Raw genomic sequence first — 17,630 nt, forward strand, 5'->3', positions numbered from 1 at the left:
CGAACAGATGCCCCAGGTAAAAATGGCGATGTAAGAATGGCGGAGATTCCACCTAAAAATCAGGCGAATCTGTTCAAACAAACTGAGCCACTTCTCCTTGCTAGGGTAAAACATGGACTTATTTTGCTTTCATGTAATGATCGCAGTGGAGCTTGTAAACGAAAAAAGGGAGATTTGCACTCCCTTTTAATAAAAACTATCGTCCTACTTACACGTAAGACAAATTACGATTCATACGATGTCTTGATCACGTGTTCAAGAACATCAACCGAAAACCCCACAACGTCCAAGCTCAAATCCAAGTCCACGCCAACATGGGCTCCAGCATCAAGCCCGGAAAGCTCCGACACGGAACCAAGCCCATCCACGGACAAGCCGACAACATCATCCAAAGCCAGGATATCATCCAGCGACCAGCCCTGAAAATCCGGCATGGTCTCTTCCGGGGTCTGTTCGCCCAGGGCAAAGGAGCCCAGGGTTGTCGTGCCATCCACGGCTTCGGCAATATAACTGTAATGCGTCGCGACCATGGATTGTCCGCCATCCCCGGAAACGGGGCAGACAAACGAATACTGCCCATCAGGCCAGACGGTAAGCTCTCCCCCGAAAGGCGGAGCCAGAACCAACCCGTCCTCGGGAACCTGGAAGCCCGCGAATTCCACGACACGCAGAAAATCCGAAGATTTCGGCTCAGGCCAGAAGTGGCCGGTTTGTGCGTTTTGGAGGGCGCTATCGCTATTTATAAAGCTTGTCACAAATATTCCCATAAAGCTGTTGTTGCACAATCACCGTCATCATGAAGAAAAGTGGGAAAGGGAGTTTACCCCCTTTCCCTTCACCTAATCATTAGATTTCCGTCGTGATATGTTGTGTGAGCATTGTGTTGACCGCATCGTCCAAGTCACCGGTGACGGTCACCGAGATATGAACGGAATTGTCGGTCGTTATCGGATCGCCATCAAGATCAAGGTGCACATCAAGAACGCCTGATGTGTTTTCAACCACAGACAAGAAACCGCCATCCTTCAGACTCTGAGCGCTCTGTCCTGCAAAAATGCCACTCAGATCTAGTTCATCACCCTCGGCGCCCAGCTTGAAGTCAATAATCTGGTCATGACCACCGTCTAGGTCTGCCGATCCGTACTTGAAGGCATTCTGTCCCGTACCGCCAGAAATGATGTCGTCGCCGGCACCGCCAGAAATGGTGTCGTTCCCTTCCTGGCCGTATATGGTGTCGTTTCCAGAGCCACCTTCGATAGAGTCATTACCACCTACTCGACCGCTTTCCGTCGACAACGCAGTGTGGTTGTTCTTGATGTATTCAAGCGTGTCATTTCGAGTCCAAGTTTCAAAACCGAGAACGTTTCCGGTTTCCAATTCCGCGAAAGCCAGCCAACCCGATCCGTCCGGCAACGTCACCCCGGGCACATTGTCCGTATTCATGGCGTCGCCGAATATCAGATCATTCCCGGCACCGCCTTGCAACACGTCATCTCCTGCTTCTTCGTTCACGACGACCGCGCCAGTAAGCTCGTCGATGACGGCGGTCATATCCGCTGCACTTGTGACGTTTTGCGCAGAACCTCCGCTGCCTTCAAGTTGTGAAAGCAGACTCAAGGTACCACCACCGACATTAATTCCAACGGCTTCAATCACAAACGCCTGTTCCGACCCTGAACCATCCCCGTCAAATTCAATGATCCCGACTTCACTCGTCGAATCCGAACTCGACCACCCCCCAAACCACCCACCATGCCATCCACCGCCATACGTCCCAAGCACATGGCCCATCGCTGCATCAGCAGATATTGTACCACTATAATTATCTTGCGCTTCGTTAGGCTGACCATCCGACACAAATATTACTTTATTGACATCGGCATTCTGCAATGGCCCACTGGATTCAATCCACTTATTAGCCTCAACCAATGCGATTTCATAGTTAGTATTGCCAAGATTAGCACTTAAACCATTAACGGCAGCAATTGCGCTGGCCAGTTGTCCGCCATCTCCATCCTGATCTACGCCACCTTGCGTAATATGATATGTTCCAACCACTTCTGCTGTGGATCCAAATCTGACAATATGCACCTTCACATCTTGAGCCTGTGAATTTTTCAAATCATTTAATGCACTTACAACCGCAAGCTTCAAGCCATCCAAACTGGCATCCATGCTCCCCGAATTATCCAGCACCAACACAATATTTGCAACTTTCCCATTAATTTCAGACGTGCTTCCAGGATCGCCAACCAGTATATCGTTGTCGGAATCACCGGCTATCACGCCAGACCCTGTCCCAACAGTATATGCTGCGGAGGAATTGGCATTCTCGTCCTCAGCAGAACCGACAATGAACATTGGATCCACAAGATCCGGCAAGGCGAAGGTCACTTGGGCTTCGTTGCTGATGTAGTCATTTCCATGAACGTCCTTCAGCGTATACGTAAAACTGTCGATTTCTCCATTAGGTCCTGCGTTGTGCTCATAGGTGAAGTTGCCCTCGGGATTAATGGTCAGTTTGCCATACTGCATGTCCACCGTCGTTTGACCATTTAGTACCAGCACATGGCTCTGACCATTCGCAATCCACTTGATCGAATGTACCGAAAGGTTGTCCACAGGTGTATCCGCATCCCAGTCACGGCCACTGGCCGCGCCTGCGTCATTGTCATCGTCAGTGATAATGTTGCCCGTGAAGGATGTGCCCACTACAGTATAAGAATTATCAACAGCAACGGGGTCTTCGTTAACAAAAACGCCCTGAGGATTGGGTTCATTGCCGGTTATTGTCAGAGTCGCCGAAGAATAGTCACCATCGGCATCCTTTATCCAATATTTGAAAACGTCTGAGTACGAAATTCCATCAGCGGGCAGGGCTTCGTAGGAAACGACCTTGGCGTAGAAGTCAGAATCGTCGTTCGCGGCGGATCCATTCTTGCTGTAGGGCAACCCCTCAATAACCACGGTGCTGAAAGAACCAATGTCCGATACCGTGAAGGTTCCAACATTATTGGAATTGCCGTTGGCCCACGCCACGTTCGTTGTATTAGCATAAACTTGCCCGTCAGAGTTGTTACTAATGATGCCTGTTGCAATGCGAACACCATCTGCGTCGAATGCGTGCCAGCGAGCAGCTTCTCCCCCCCGCTCATTCCTGAAGAGGTTTGAAACGGTAATGATTGCTGAACTGACTGGACCACCAAACTCAAAGGCGAGAGCTTCACTCAGGGACCCTGCATAATTGATCTGATCCGCAGCAGAAAGCGTGTCGTCAGCCGTACCACTGTCCACACCCTTTGCAGGAGAGTTGCCCCCATTCGTTATTATACCGCTAGCGCCGGTATCGGATGAAACATACTTTCCTTCTGCGTCGAAAAAGGATTCCCCCAACTTAAAGGCTTTGAGCCCGACATCCCCACCATCATGATGAGTAGTTGCTCCAGGCAGTTTGGTCGGATCAGTCGTATACTGATAGCGGCCATCAGCCTCAATGGTCAGTGTACCATACTTGCCGGAAATTGATGTACCTGTATCGCCTACGGACATTTTCTCCGAAGACCCAAAGTATCCGTTTTCATTCGCGTCAAAGCCGACCTGAACCACAGTAGCAGGCTGATCAGCGCCCGGGGTATCCGCGCCCGCGCCATCAAGACCCGATTCGGTAGACGCGCCGGTCAGGACGTTGCCAGTCGCCATGCGCGTCACGCCGGCCTCAGATTCCAGGACATCAACCTGATCCGTATCATTACGGGCAATAGGGGTGTCGTCGTTGATGATGATGCGGATGAAATCCTGAGCGGAAGTCAGATCCCCGTCGAAAGTCGTCAAAGTGAACTTGTCGATCTCCCATTTGGAATTGCCAAGAACATCCGTAGTGGCGCCTGTCAGTTCATACACATACGAAGCCACTCCAGTGTCAACTTCGTAGCTGGTTACGGTCAATTCTCCGCTGTCACCAGACACCTTAGATCCCACCAAATCTGCGAGTTCTATAGAAGTCCCATTAATGGTAACGCTCTTAATGTCCTCCAGCCCGTCGGGATCGGCGATCTTGAACGTGCCATAAGCGAACTCATCATCGGAGTCCGGATTCGAACCGATGGACGACAACGCAGCCTCGTCAACATCCGCCCAATCTCCGGTCTTCACAGTCAAGGTCGGGCGGTCGTTACGGCCCTCGATGACTATTGTCAGAGTCGCAGTGGAGATGTCGCCGTCCGTATCCTTAATACTATACTTAAAGGTTTCTGTAAGGGGCTCATCGTCGTCGTCCAAATACTGCACCTTAGCATTATCTAAATTGTACGAATACCTCCCGTCAGGCCAGCCAATGAACCAACCATGCTGCGCCTGCGTACTCTCCCATCCATCAAAAGACATAGATTCATCGGCACCGTTGATGTCGTTGTCGGTCACATTACCGTCTATCCAACCAAAAAATCCCTTAGTGTCTTCATTGATGACATGCTCGTCATCCACCGCGATCGGCTTGTCATCAACAATCTTGATATAGAAGGAATCTTCAAGGGCTATCGCATCCCCATCAGCGTCAACGGCCTCGATCATTGAACCAAAATCGATCTTGATATTGTTACTCTGCTTTCCAGTGTGAGCCAGCTCGTCATAAAGACGGAACTCATAATGGCCAGTATTGGAGTCAAGGCGCAATTCGAAAACAATATTTCCGGTGTCGTGATCCGGACCCGGACGTTTGTCGAGGTCTGGCTCGGTCGCGGTCAGCACGTAGTAACCATCCTCGCCCAGCGGATCGATGGTATAATCCAAGGGCACGGCTTGGAGACCCTTGTAGGATTGCATGGACGTCAATCCGAGTTCTAAAAGTTGTGCTTTCGCATCATCCGTAAATCTGAATTTTCCATCATCATCGGCGCCAAAGTTGACAATCCTTCCCAATTCACCCTCGATAAACGCTGGACCAGAGGCACCCGTGCCGGGGTCGCCGGTAAAGGAGCCATCAAGCCGATGACCATCGTTGGGGCTCGTGCCAACCGACCAGTCGGTGTCAATATCGTTTTCGCTAACCTTTCCAATTTCACGCCCAATCAATTCCGGCACGTCATCGGTTACCTTGATGACAAAGCCGCTCTCCAAAGTGATGGAGTCGCCGTCGCCATCGGTAGCCTTGATGACGGAAGAAAGGTCAAGACTCAGCTTATCTTCACCATTTTCGGCCGGCTCAAGATTCTCGCCTTCTCCATTGTGATCAAGCTGATCGATCAGGCTGAACTTGTAGGATCCGTCGCTGTGCAGTTCCAGAACAAATACAGGCCGCCCTTCGGGTCCGGCAGGCTGATCAGCGGAGTCTTCGACCATCGCAATGCGGGCCTGATTCTGATTATCATCAGGCACGAAAGCAATCAGCCTCGAACCATCGATTCGATAATCAAGGCTCTCGCCCTTCGAAGTAAGACCCTGATCCCGCAACGCGCCAAGGCCATCGAGATCAAGGCTGAAGCCGTTTTCGCCCCTACCGTCAGCACCAAAGGACACCAGCGACTTCACTGAACCCCAAATATTTGCCGGGCCACCATGGTCATATCTCGGATCGCCGGTATAGGAACCGTCGTAATGCTTGCCTTGCCACACACCATCATCGGGGCTCGTGCCTTCGGACCAACGTGTCGCGATATCATCCTCATCGACCGTCCGGGTAATGAATGCGTCACCCCGTGCCACAGGAGAATCATCATCAATGATCAGGTTCAATCCGCCGCTGGCCGGATCGCCGGAACCATCTCTCACCGTGAAGGTGAAATTGTAAACGATGTCGTCTTCGGTGTTGAACTCGGAGTGATCCAGCGGCCTGTAGAGCGTGAACAGATATTCCCCAGTCTGAAGATCGGTCAGTTCCAGGCTGAAAACCATCACTTTCTGTACGGCGATTTCAAATTGAGGCTCAGGCGGAGCAACCTTGGCCGCCATATCGAAACCAGCGGAGGGCCGGTCATCGACAGGCTTCTTGTATTCAAACTCCCAATAGCCATTCAATGTCTGGCCATCAGAAGACACTTCGTAGAGCACCTGGTGCCCCTGAGAGGTTACGGAAGGAAGACCGGCCAGATTCCATGTGAAAGGCAGAGTTTCAGCCGGGCCATCGCCGCCGAAGTTGTAATTCAGAAAACCTTTGGCGGAGGCTGCGGTTGCGGCATTATCCCCATCAGCATCACTGTCATCATTGCCATTAAACGGGGTGACAAACCGTTCACGTACGAGTCCGTCCTCGTCCGCCGCAGCGCTCACAAACCCTGCAGTGGGCAAGGGATTGTCGTCGTTCGCTTCAATATTCGCAAAGGTCAATGTCGTCAGTGGCTCATCTTCCAGCCCGTCAAGCTTTGTGATTCCATCAAGCCTCTCGCCCGGATCTTCCTCATACGCCCCCACGCCACCACTGCCCTCCGCGCCGCCGTCAGGCCCAGCCGCAGGCTCCACGTCCTTTTCACCCAAAGCTGCCAGAAATTCCTGCATGTCCAGAACCGTACCATCAGGCATGACCACATTGGGTGCCTGGGCTTCGCCCAGATCCGTGAAGTCGAGGACTACCTGGCCGCCGTTCGCGAATTCAAAAACCACATTTCCGCCGTCCATCTTCACTTCGGCCTGATCAAAAGCAGCCTCAAGCACAATATCCTGACCGGGGATCGCGTTGACGATGACGGTCTGTCCGGTTTCTGGGGCCTGTACGTTCTGTTTGGAATTCTGCGATTCAGCCATGGTGTCCTCCACCTTCGGGTTATGTAAAATTTGGGGTTAATGCCCGTTTACAACCATTTTAAATTCTTTGACGTTTTTTATGCGGGCAGGAAGGGCTAGGGTCAAGCATGAAAGATTTTATTCGAGGTATGAATCTCAAATAAGTATCCTTTTACTGGTTTATCTAATCATTTCTGCTTATTAAAAAAACAAAACGCATACACAGAAATACTGAGGCCACCCACGCTCTCGCCCACCATCTCATACTTACGTATGAACACAGACAGTTGAGTCATCCGTTCGCGGACAACGAGCGGACACGAGATGGACTCTCATGGATTGAATGGGCCGAACGGTATCGGCAGGTAAGGAGGGCTGCGTTTCAGGAAGTGATACCCGGCCGCAAAGCCCGGACCCGAAAAGACGGGTCAGGAGCTTTGCGAATCGAGAATAAGGCGGGTCAGATCGTCGATCCCCGGGTCGGGACCGGTCAACGTATCTACATGGTACCCATCCGGCACATCATGCGCAAAATAGTCCTGCGTATCAAAATACCCACCGTGCAAGAGGGCTTCGACGGCGCCGTCGACATCCATGAGCTCGGGCAGGGACCAGGCCTGGAAATCATGCATCAGACCGGTGCTGTCGTCCTCTCCCGGGAGCACAAAAGATCCGGCGACGATCTCGCCGTAAAGAGCTTCCGCCACATAGCCGTAAAAGGTCGATACCGGCTCCTGCATTTCCGCCGCTTCCCCCACCAACTGCGCCGCGAATTCGTACCTGCCGTCCTGCCAGACCGTCAGCATCCCTCCGAACGGCGGGCTGACCACCAGGCCGTTTTCGGGCACAGGCATCCCCGCGAATTCGAGAACCCGAAGCAAGGCATCTCCCTCGCCTTGAGTCCAGAGCTGCCCTTTTTCAGCAGGGCGGCTCGCATATTCGTTTTGAGGGGAGTTCATAATCACACCTTTTTCCATTTCATCATTCAGTTACGCCTCACGGTCCGGGCAAGGGTCGCCCCTGCCCGGAGCCGTCAGCTTCAGGCAATTTCAACGTTCGAGGTCAGCATGGTTTCCAGGGCGATCTCGATGGTCAGTATGGCCGAGCTTTGGTCTCCATCGCCGTCCCGAACCTGGTAGGAGAAGACATCCTCTGCGCCCTGCGGCGCGGAATCATTCAACGTGTAGCCGTATTCTCCGTTGGAATACAGGATCAAAGTGCCGTAAGCGCCTTCAATCGTGACCACTCCACCCTCGGAGATTTCCTGCCAGGTCTCGCCGCCGTCATTGCTGACGCCATTGACCCAGATGCCGTCAGCGCTTCCATCATCGTTGTCCAGCACATTCCCGGATCCGATGCCTCCGTTAAAACCGGAGTCCACCGCGTTGGGGTCATGATTTCCAATCGTTGGATGAAGGGGACCTACATTGGAGCCACCAAAGGTGTTGCCATTTCCAGCCAGATACTCACCCAGCCCCTCAAGTTCGGGGTCAATGACGTTCCCGTCGCTGTCATAGAACACCTGGCCGGCCTTGATGTAATAGGCTGTGACCGTTCCGCCGGTCTGCGCCTCGACCCAAGCCACAAAACCCTGCGGATTGTCCGGGTCCTTCATCTCATTGAAGAGGTTTTCATAATCATCGATCTTGAAGGCCTGCTCCTTGCCGTTCACATCCACCAGAAAGAGGACATTGGAGATGGCGTACCTGATTTCATGATCCTGGCTGAAGTCCACGTGGCCTCTATCGTGCACGGCAGTCACCACATCGTCGCCGAATTCTATGAGCCCGCCCAAAGAGAAGGACTCCGAGGCGCTGTCATCGTCACCGTCCGTGGCGCGAATGTTCACGACCAGCTCTTCAGCGGTCAGAATCTGCACTTCATCCAGGCCGCCCTCCACGCCATCGGGGGCTTCATGCATGATCGGGCGCAGCTGCTCAAGCGTCACCACCCCGTACTCGTTGATGGTCAACGTGAAGGTTGCGTCCTCATTGCCCAGGCTTTCCACCCGGCCGATCACGTTTCCGTTTTCGTCTGTGTAAAGCAGGATCGATTCACCGGTCAGCATGTCCTTCAGCCCGGAGTCGACACCATCCAATTCTCCGAATGAATACTCAAGGGAAGGATCGCCACCCTCGGAATACTCGCCGTTGTGCTGCACCAGCTTTGGGCCGTCAGCGCCGAATACAACCTGAAAAACCCCGCCCGCGCTTGCGGTGTCGGTATTTGTCGACTGCTCGTTGCTCCCACCCGGCAGATAGCTGTCCTCGGTGCGCAGGGAGAGGCTTGCCTCTGGCACGACTTCGATAACCGGACCGTCGTCGAGCACATTGACCGTCAGGGAACTCGTCGCAATGATGGCGCCATTGTTGACGACATGCATGACAAAAAGGTCCGGCAGGCTGTCGTCGTCAAACCTTCCGTCACCACCGCCGTTCTCTTCGGAGACAGGATGGTCGATGTTGCCGTCCAGGGTGTACTCATAGCTGTACGTTCCGTCGGGGTTCTGCGTAACCACAAGGGTCCCGTACTGGCCGTGAACAATGCCCCCTCCCGTTACATCCACATCCTCGTCCACGCCGCGAATGAAGAGCTGATCCTCCCCTCCGGGACCCGGCGTGAAGGGGATGGCGCCGCTGGTGCTGTCCGCGGTTCCGCCGTCGTTGCTTCCCGGCCACTGAACCTCGCCTTCATCAAGCGAACTCTCTTCGACCTGGGTCACAACCGGCCCGAGCACCGGCGGTGTCGGGATTGACGGGGTCGGGATTGACGGGTCTGCATCAGCCTCTTCGATCAAATCGTCGGCCTCCAGGCTCTCCACCGTGATCGATGTGAACTCGCGGGGATCAAGCCCGCCCAGCCTGTCCACTCCCGCAATGAGGTTTCCTGCGTCATCCCTGTACTCTCCGACGCCACCGCCGCCATCCGCGCCGCCCTCGGGACCGGCCGCAGGCTCGATCTCACTCTCGCCAAGCGCAGCCAGAAACTCCTGCATGTCCAGGATGGTTCCATCAGGCATGACCACATTGGGCGCCTGGGCATCGCCAAGATCGGCGAAATCTAGGACCACCTGGCCGCCATCCGCAAAATTGAAGACCACGTTGCCCCCATCCATCCTGACTTCCGCCTGATCAAAGGCGGCCTCAAGAATGAAATCCTGTCCCGGGACAGCGGTCAAAACCATAACCTGCCCGGCGGCAGGAGCCTGAACAACCAATCTGGTGTTTTGTGTTATTTCGAACACTATATCCTCCTTAACGACAATTCCTGTTTTTTTGATGTCGCCCATGTTGAAATCAACCTTCGTACGATCATCAAACTGCTTGTCTTACAAATGATCATCCGAAACCTGAAAGACAAGTATGAAAACAGGACCGAAAAGGTATGAATTTTCCCGCCCTGACAAACAAAAACTAATTATCCAATATAGATACGTACAAAATAAAGAACTGCGGAGCCACAACGCAACACAAGTCCGTCCATCCCGTTCGTTGGTACTTCTGGGTTAGCCAGTGCTCTTAGCCCCTCGCAAAAGTAGCTTCAACATACTAATTTCATTATTTTTATAACCAAAATATCAAAGACTGTCATACATTTGCGACACCGCAAGCAACCGCTGAACATCCCCTGCAAGGGCGGTGTAAACAAGCGCACCTGAGCGGATTCAAGAAACCAGGGTCACGCCATGAACCGCACGGACCAGTTTGCAGATCAAGGGTGGGGTGGAAAAAGGTACAGGCTGAAGCAGAGACCTTACATCAAAAAATCCCCCGTCCAGTGACGAGGGATTGCAGCGAATTGTGGTGTTTGGCAGAAGGGCGCGGGTTTGCGTTTTATCCCGCGAAGCGCTTCATGAATTGAAGGAATCAAGAATGAGACGGGCCAGGCCATCGTCGAAGCCGGTGTCCAGGGCCGCCGTATCCAGATGTTCGGAAGGATGGTCCAGACCGGACGCATCGTGCAGGTAGACTTCCACGGGCTCCATCCCGGAAGCGGCCAGGAGTTCTTCGGCAGCGCCGTCGACATCCATGAGTTCAGGCAGGGACCAGGCCTGGAAATCATGCATGCCCTCGGGCACGCCCGCTTCCTCACCCAGTAAAAAGGACCCTATGAAGGACAAACCGTCACCGGTCTCGACCACATAGCTGTAGTGGGTCGCGATTCCTCCCGCCTCGACGGGCAAGGAGGTGTACGCATAGCTCCCGTCGGGCCACACGGTCAGTTCGCCGCCTGCCGGCGGGCTGATGACCAAACCCTCATCGGGCACGAAAAGCCCCGCAAATTCCACGACTCGCAATGAATTCGAATCATTTCCATCTTCCAGGAGTCGACCTTCTCCGGAGAGAAGATCTTCCATGATGCTCTGGGTTGGCCGTGTCGGTTTCATGATCGCCTCCACCCTTTCTTATGATGACATTCCCGCCGTTGCCGACGGGGATGGGCGCATCGTCCTTCAAAAACAGGGGAAAGGGAAGGCCCTTTCCCCCGGTCCGGTTTAGATGTTGATATTGTTGGTGAGCATGGTGTTGATGACATCGTCGATGGAATCATCAGCGCCAACCGCCGTGACCGTGATGGTCGCCACATGGGTGTTGTAGTCTCCGCCCGCGCCATCCTGATCGATGCGCACATCGACCGTGGCCTTGCCATCCAGACCAAGTGCGCCCGTGATGTTCACGTAATCAAGAGGATCGGAACTCGTTCCCGAGAGCAGCGCGGAGAGGTCGAGAGTGTCGCCATCAGGGCCAAGCTCGAAGTCGAGGATGGTGTCACCCGTCACAGCTCCATCCGGCACGTCACCCGCCGCGTACGAGAAGGTGTCCTGGCCGGCGCCGCCGGACATGGTGTCGTTACCGGTGCCGCCGATAATAGTGTCGTTGCCGGTACCGCCATCGATGCTGTCGTTTCCGCCCTGGCCGTAGATGATATCGTTTCCGGCGCCGCCGGAGATGGTGTCGTTACCGCCCACTGAGCCTTCCTGGCCGTAGGCTTCATGATTGTAATAGAGCTCGCTGCGAAGCTGATCAGGAGTCAGCCCAGGGTTATCCGCTACGAACTTTTCCCAGCCGCCATCGTTGTCGTCGGCGTAGATGCTGTCTCCGAAGATCACGTCATTGCCGTCACCGCCAGAGATTTCGTCATTGCCCACGGGATTGGGTGAGAGCAACGGCTGGAGCGAATCCTGAAGAGCCTCAACCAATCCACCGGAAGGCACGATGGACGCATCGTCCGAATCGATAAGATCAAGCATCCCCAAGTTGGCACTGTTGTCGATGCTTATAGCCTGGATGTTGAACCCAAGGCCTTCAAGCCCGCCAACCTCATTGACTGTGTCACCATCACCGTTACCGAGGAAATGCTCGTCCGCGAAGCTATCAAGGGAACTGCCCGGTCCCGCCGTGTTGGTGCCGTCTCCTGAATAGTGATACGTTGGCACTCCGTCGGAGAGGAAGATGACTTGGTTCAGATCGGCATTGGGAAGCATATTGCCCGCAGTGCTTGCCCATTGATATGCCATCTCAAGACCAGCTTCGTAGTTGGTACCACCGTTCGCCACCAGCGAGGTCACGGCCGCTTGGGCAGCCAGAATTTCAGCGCCGACTCCCGCATCGCCGGGAATAAGGGTCCATGTCCCGACGCCTCTGGCATCAAGACTCCATCCATCTCTATTGCCGTTGTATTCGACAATATGCACTCTCACCGTGCCGGCGTCGCTGTTCCCAAGCTGATTGAGCAGTTCGTTCACCGCATTCCTCTGGGCGAGCAGCTTGCCGTTGTTTCCCATGCTACCGGACGTATCAAGAACCATTATGATGTTGGCAATCTTGCCGGCAGCCGTATAGCCGCCCATATCTCCAACCAGCACATCCTTCCCGTCTCCGCCGACGATGGGCCCGTCAGGAGCATAGGGTGATGTATCGACCCGGTGGTCGTCGTCGGTCACAAGGTCCGTACCCTCAGTGGCCGACGTGTCTGAGACATTCTCGCCAACGACCAAGTACTTGGGTGCCGGTGGGGTCACATCAATGGTCAGAGTGGAGGCCGCTACGTCACCGTCACCGTCGACGATCTGGTAGGGAAAAACCTCCTGGAGAGAACTCATTGTAGCGGGAGGCGTGTATTCCCAACTTCCGGGCGCGTTCAAACCCACGCTATCAAAGTGGAAGGTCAGGCTGCCGCCATGTTCCGTCGTGACCGTGAAGGCGTCGCCGACGAGGGTTTCGACTGCAGCGCCATTGACCGTGACCGTAATCGTGTTGTCGCCATCCCACGTGTAGACCTTTGGAGACCCTTCGACCTGTTCAATGGTCATGGAGAGGATACGACCTCCGTCAGCGCCGAAGTCGTCATTCCCGACTCCACTGATTATATTACCCGAAACCGTTACGCCGGGCGTGATCTGATCGAGAAGCGTGTCGAGAAGAGCATCAAAGTCCCCGACAAGAATCGGACTTCCCTCTCCATCAAGATCAACGTCACGAAGCGGTTGCTCTTGGATGCCGCCACCAACGCCGATAGTGACGACGTTGAGGTCATTGCTCCCTATAAACGCGCTCCATTCTGTCGCAGTGGAAGCCAGCAGTGCATTACCTGAAGCTATCTGCTGATTCGGATTCCCGTCACTGATGAAAAAGACCTGATTGCTTGCACCAGTCTGAGGAACAAAGGCAGTCATGGTCTCCTCGATAGCATCCGTGAAGTCCGTGGCACCTGTATTGACGGGCCTATCGGCCTGAATATCGTCAATCTTGGCATTGAAAGCAGCCAGATTAGTGAATGGCCCGAAGGACACGGCGTTGGCGCCAAATGCAACTATACTCATGCTGACATCGTCCGCATCTGGATTATTGAATATCTTTGCCGCCGCCGCCTTGACCGCCAGCAGCATGGTGTTCAGCTCGGTATTATTGATACTACCGCTGAAATCGAGAACCCAGGCCACATTGTAGTCCCCCCCTTCCGGGGCCTGAACCACGGCGGAATCCGCAACGGTTGCCGGGCCATCGTCCTTGAAGCTGATGAATGCGCCAATGCCCACCGCATCCATGGCCACGTCCTGGTCGCCGTCTTCCAGGGTCACCACTGCGGACAGCTTGTTCGCAAGGGTGATGGCTTCATCGTAACTTGATGTGTCGGCAGGATTGCCTTCGAGGGTCGCCGGATCAGGATGCACCATGGCCACATGTTGCGTGACGCTCAGCTTGCCGTCCTCGCCAATCTCGATGGTGAAGGCGTCATGCGTACCCGAGCCGTCCGTGTACTTGCCGTAAACCACATTGTTGTCGTCAGGATCGGCCACAAGGGTGATCAAGTGCCCGCCAACGGTGGTCTTGAACCCTGTCGCGGAATCGTCGATGCGCAGAGACACGTCCGGAGTGCCGCCGTCAGCACCCGCAGCGGGGGCTACCGTGTATGCAAAGATGGACTCCGCGCCCGTAACCTTCACGCCAAGCTGACTTGTTTCGTCGGTCACAACCGCGCCAAGAACCTGCTGCTCAAGGCCTATGTTCAGATCAATGTCCACGGCCGGGCCATCGTCCTTGAAGCTGATGAATGCGCCAATGCCTACCGCATCCATGGCCACGTCCTGGTCGCCGTCTTCCAGGGTCACCACTGCGGACAGCTTGTTCGCAAGGGTGATGGCTTCGTCGTAACTTGATGTGTCGGCAGGATTGCCTTCGAGGGTCGCCGGATCAGGATGCACCATGGCCACATGTTGCGTGACGCTCAGCTTGCCGTCCTCGCCAATCTCGATGGTGAAGGCGTTATGCGTGCCCGAGTCGTCCGTGTACTTGCCGTAAACCACATTGTTGTCGTCAGGATCGGCCACAAGGGTGATCAAATGCCCGCCAACGGTGGTCTTGAACCCTGTCGCGGAATCGTCGATGCGCAGAGACACGTCCGGAGTGCCGCCGTCAGCACCCGCAGCGGGGGCTACCGTGTATGCAAAGATGGACTCCGCACCCGTAACCTTCACGCCAAGCTGACTTGTTTCGTCGGTCACAACCGCGCCAAGAACCTGCTGCTCAAGGCCTATGTTCAGATCAATGTCCACGGCCGGGCCATCGTCCTTGAAGCTGATGAATGCGCCAATGCCCACCGCATCCATGGCCACGTCCTGGTCGCCGTCTTCCAGGGTCACCACTGCGGACAGCTTGTTCGCAAGGGTGATGGCTTCATCGTAACTTAAGGTGTCGGCAGGATCGCCTTCGAGGGTCGCCGGATCAGGATGCACCATGGCCACATGTTGCGTGACGCTCAGCTTGCCGTCCTCGCCAATCTCGATGGTGAAGGCGTCATGCGTACCCGAGCCGTCCGTGTACTTGCCGTAAACCACATTGTTGTCGTCAGGATCGGCCACAAGGGTGATCAAATGCCCGCCAACGGTGGTCTTGAACCCTGTCGCGGAATCGTCGATGCGCAAAGACACGTCCGGAGTGCCGCCGTCAGCCCCGGCAGCGGGGGCTACCGTGTATGCAAAGATGGACTCCGCACCCGTAACCTTCACGCCAAGCTGACTTGTTTCGTCGGTCACAACCGCGCCAAGAACCTGCTGCTCAAGGCCTATGTTCAGATCAATGTCCACCGTGGGCATATCGTCCACGATCTTGATGTAGAAGTCCTTATCCAGAGTGATGGAGTCGCCGTCAGCGTCTGTGGCCTTGACTATGGAGGACATGTCCAGGAGCAGGAGATTTTCCCCTCCGCCGGGAGCGTGATCCAGAGGACCTTGCAGGAGGAAACTGAAATGCCCGTCGCTCTGCAAGGTGAGTGTGAAGACCGGAACTTCGCCAGCCGTTGCGGTGAGCACGTTCCCTTCGACCAAATAGGTCACGGGGATCCCACCGGAAGTCAGCTCCGGAAGTCCCGAGGTGTCAGGCAGCATGCTGAAGGTCCCGTCTTCATCCGCGCCGAAGGAGACCTGGGATGCCAGGGATCCCGTTGCCAGCTTTGTGTCCGGCCACCCATCAACGGGCCGACCCCATATCGAAAAGTCGTTCTCCTCCTGGTTGCCATTAGGAAGCATCTCTTCCTCCACGATCTTGAGCACCGGGAAGATGCCGTCCTGCTCGGGCACGTCATCGGTCACGTTGATGGTGAAGCCTCCCGTCAGGGTGATGGCGTCGCCGTCGCCGTCCGTGGCCACGATCACCGACGCCAAATCGATGGGCAGGTTGTTCTGACCGTCACCGACGGGATGATCGAGCTGGTCGTAAAGATTAAACGTGTACTCGCCGTCACTGTCGAGCTCCAGGGTGAAGACGACCCGCTCCTGAGGCAGGGAGATCATCCTGGCGACTTGTACGTCCTCATCGCCGCCAGGCCCTTCGGGCTCACCGATTCCGACATAGGCGATGAGGGTCGACCCTTCCACTCGGTAGCTCAAAGGTTCGCCCTTGGAGTAGAGGTTTTGGGCCACAAGGCCGCTCACATCTTCGGACAGGCTGAATCCGCCTTCGCCCGGTCCGTCCGCGCCGAATACGACCAGGGATGCCAAGGACCCCTTGATGTTGGCGGGGCCACTGTCCCACCACTTGTAAGGATCACCCGTGAAGGAACCATCGTGGTTGCCGTCGTTGGGATGGTTGCCGTCGGAAAGCCAGGTCTTGATATCGTCTTCATCGACGGTCCTGTTTATGGCCGCATCTGTGGCCACCGGCGAATCATCGTCAACGATCATGTTCAGACCACCGACGACGGAATCTCCGGAGCCATCGGTCAGGGTGAAAGAAAAATTGTAGAGGATGTCGTCTTCCGTGCCGGACACGGAATGATCGAGGGGCTGATACAGTTCGAATCTGTATGTTCCGGCAGCCAGATCTGTAACTTGCAGGCTGAATACATCCACCCTGACGGGTTCCAGGGACTCTATTCTGTTGTCATACTCCCCGTTTGGATACTCAGTAATATAGAATGCGTTCAGGGTTGTTCCACCGTCCACGACTTCGTACTGAAGCTCATTCCCTCGGGATTCCACTCCCAGGGCCACAAGGCCCGCCAGACTCCATACGAACGGAGTCGTTGCGGAAGGCCCGTCTCCACCGAAGTCATAATTGAGCACCCCTTCGGCATACGCAAACTGGGCGGGATGGTCCCCGTCGGCCCCGTCGTCGTTGCCGTCAAAGGGAGTCATGGTCAGTTCGCTGATGCGGAGCCCGTCTTCATCGGCGGCTCCAAAAGCCAATCCTGCCGAAGGCAACGGATTTAAATCTTCGACATCGGCTTCCAGGGCCTCCACCGTAATGGCGGTGAAATCACGCGGGTCCAAACCGCCCAGCTTGTCCACGCCATCAATGAGATTGCCCGCGTCGTCCCTGTACTCGCCGACGCCGCCGCTTCCGGTGGCACCGCCTTCAGGGCCCGCTGCGGGCTCAACGTCTCCCTCGCTCAGGGAGGCTAGAAATTCCTGTAAATTGAGGACCGTGCCGTCCGCCAAGATGATGTTCGGGACCTGGCCATCCGGAATATCACTGAATTCGATGACCACCTGCCCGCCATCTGCGAACTCGAAAACAACGTTATTGTCTGACATTTTCGGCTCTGCCTGGTCAAAGGCGGAGTCGAGCACGATATCCTGTCCCGGGATCGCGCTGACAATTACGGACTGCCCGGCTTCGGGAGCCCTGACTGACAGCTTGGTGCCTTGTGTTGTTTCGGCCATGATAACCTCCATTGTGTTTCACACGATTTATATTCATATTTGCTTAATAGTTTATCACACTTTAAAAACATCACTCCCTCTCATTTTTTTAAATAGTTTCACAAATGATACACGCCAAAATATTCATCACTGTCAGCTCATAAAATAAAAGTACATTTTATATGCTCTTATACTTTCTGTTATATTCCTAATGGGAATCTATGTTTGCAGGGTCAAGCATGAAAGAAAATCAAGACGGGTATGATTTTTCCAG

The 17,630-nt window shown here is 54.7% G+C and carries 6 protein-coding genes; all 6 read right to left on the reverse strand.

Translation table 11 applies throughout. The features are described from left to right. Positions 1–224: 224 nt before the first annotated feature. The 6 genes from H4684_RS15885 to H4684_RS15910 all read right to left on the reverse strand — a co-directional run bounded on the left by H4684_RS15885 (position 225) and on the right by H4684_RS15910 (position 17,377). Positions 225–755 carry a hypothetical protein gene (locus tag H4684_RS15885; RefSeq protein WP_192624515.1) on the reverse strand — a complete coding sequence of 177 codons (531 nt, stop codon included), beginning with the start codon at positions 753–755 and terminating at the stop codon, positions 225–227. Between the two features lie 91 nt (positions 756–846). After that, on the reverse strand, positions 847–6,735 hold the full coding sequence (locus H4684_RS15890) for a VCBS domain-containing protein (protein WP_192624516.1): 5,889 nt from the start codon (positions 6,733–6,735) through the stop codon (positions 847–849). Between the two features lie 407 nt (positions 6,736–7,142). Then, positions 7,143–7,673 (reverse strand): hypothetical protein, encoded by a 531-nt coding sequence (locus H4684_RS15895; RefSeq protein WP_192624517.1) that lies wholly within the window; start codon positions 7,671–7,673, stop codon positions 7,143–7,145. Positions 7,674–7,753: 80 nt separating this feature from the next. Beyond that, positions 7,754–9,958, reverse strand: coding sequence for a DUF5801 repeats-in-toxin domain-containing protein (locus H4684_RS21170; protein ID WP_192624518.1), 2,205 nt, complete (start codon positions 9,956–9,958; stop codon positions 7,754–7,756). Positions 9,959–10,564: 606 nt separating this feature from the next. Next, a complete protein-coding gene (locus H4684_RS15905; protein ID WP_192624519.1) occupies positions 10,565–11,101 on the reverse strand; it encodes a hypothetical protein in 537 nt (178 codons plus the stop codon). Positions 11,102–11,209: 108 nt separating this feature from the next. Then, positions 11,210–17,377 carry a DUF5801 repeats-in-toxin domain-containing protein gene (locus tag H4684_RS15910; protein WP_192624520.1) on the reverse strand — a complete coding sequence of 2,056 codons (6,168 nt, stop codon included), beginning with the start codon at positions 17,375–17,377 and terminating at the stop codon, positions 11,210–11,212. Positions 17,378–17,630: the final 253 nt, after the last annotated feature.

It is taken from the genome of Desulfomicrobium macestii, from assembly GCF_014873765.1.
Lineage (GTDB): Bacteria > Desulfobacterota > Desulfovibrionia > Desulfovibrionales > Desulfomicrobiaceae > Desulfomicrobium > Desulfomicrobium macestii.

Coding starts and splice junctions, on each gene's coding strand:
- H4684_RS15890 (WP_192624516.1), bottom strand. CDS start 6,735: ATGGCTGAATCGCAGAATTCCAAACAGAACGTACAGGCCCCAGAAACC.
- H4684_RS15905 (WP_192624519.1), bottom strand. CDS start 11,101: ATGAAACCGACACGGCCAACCCAGAGCATCATGGAAGATCTTCTCTCC.
- H4684_RS15910 (WP_192624520.1), bottom strand. CDS start 17,377: ATGGCCGAAACAACACAAGGCACCAAGCTGTCAGTCAGGGCTCCCGAA.
- H4684_RS15895 (WP_192624517.1), bottom strand. CDS start 7,673: ATGAACTCCCCTCAAAACGAATATGCGAGCCGCCCTGCTGAAAAAGGG.